The organism is Mesorhizobium sp. M1E.F.Ca.ET.041.01.1.1, from assembly GCF_003997355.1.
In the GTDB taxonomy this organism is placed as follows: Bacteria; Pseudomonadota; Alphaproteobacteria; order Rhizobiales; family Rhizobiaceae; genus Mesorhizobium.
The window spans coordinates 1-749 of the sequence record NZ_RZSL01001148.1; the positions used below are offsets into that span (position 1 = coordinate 1).

1 protein-coding gene is annotated in these 749 nt (G+C 68.1%); it reads right to left on the reverse strand.

Annotated elements, in window-relative coordinates; translation table 11 throughout:
* Positions 1-749 (reverse strand): transglycosylase domain-containing protein (locus tag EOA38_RS38020; RefSeq protein WP_189435243.1); only part of this gene is annotated, 749 nt, incomplete at both ends.

Here is a 749-nt window from a genome sequence, read left to right on the forward strand (position 1 = left end):
GCGCGCATCGGCCATCACCATGGCGACGGATAGTTTAGGCCCGAGCTTCCTGGCGGCCTCCCTCGCTACCTGCTCCAGGCCCTGCTGAACACTCTTGCGGATGGTGAGCTGCAGCGGCTTGCCGGGCTCCGCCTTGGGCAGCATGGCGTAGGAAGCGTGCGCAGCGAGCGCCGGCAGCTTGCGGCGCAGGCCGGAGACATCGTCGAGGGCGGCGCGCGCAGCCTCGCGCTCGCCAAGCAGGCCGGACGAGACCATGCGGTCGAGCACCCGGTCGCGCGCGGCATGGGCGATGTCGAGGTTGCGGTCGGGCCGGCGTTTTTCGGGCAGTTGCGGCAGCGCGACGAGGAGGGCGGATTCCGAAACGGTCAGCCGCTTCGGCTCCTTGCCGAAATAGGCAAGCGAGGCGGCGCGCACGCCTTCGAGGTTGCCGCCATAGGGCGCCAGGGTCAAATAGCGCTCGAGGATTTCCTGCTTGGACAGTCGCCGCTCGATCTGGATAGCGCGCAGGATCTGCTTGGCCTTGGAGGCGAGGCTGCGGCTGTCGCGCGGCTCGATCAGCCGGGCAAGCTGCATCGACAAGGTCGAGCCGCCGGAGACGATGTGGCCGCTGGTGGCGAACTGGCTGGCGGCGCGGCAAAGCGCCAGAACGTCGACGCCGCGGTGGTCCCAGAAACGCTTGTCCTCATAGGCGACCAGCATGTCGATGAACTCTCTGTCGACCTGGTCGAGGCGGGTTTCGAGCCGCCAGT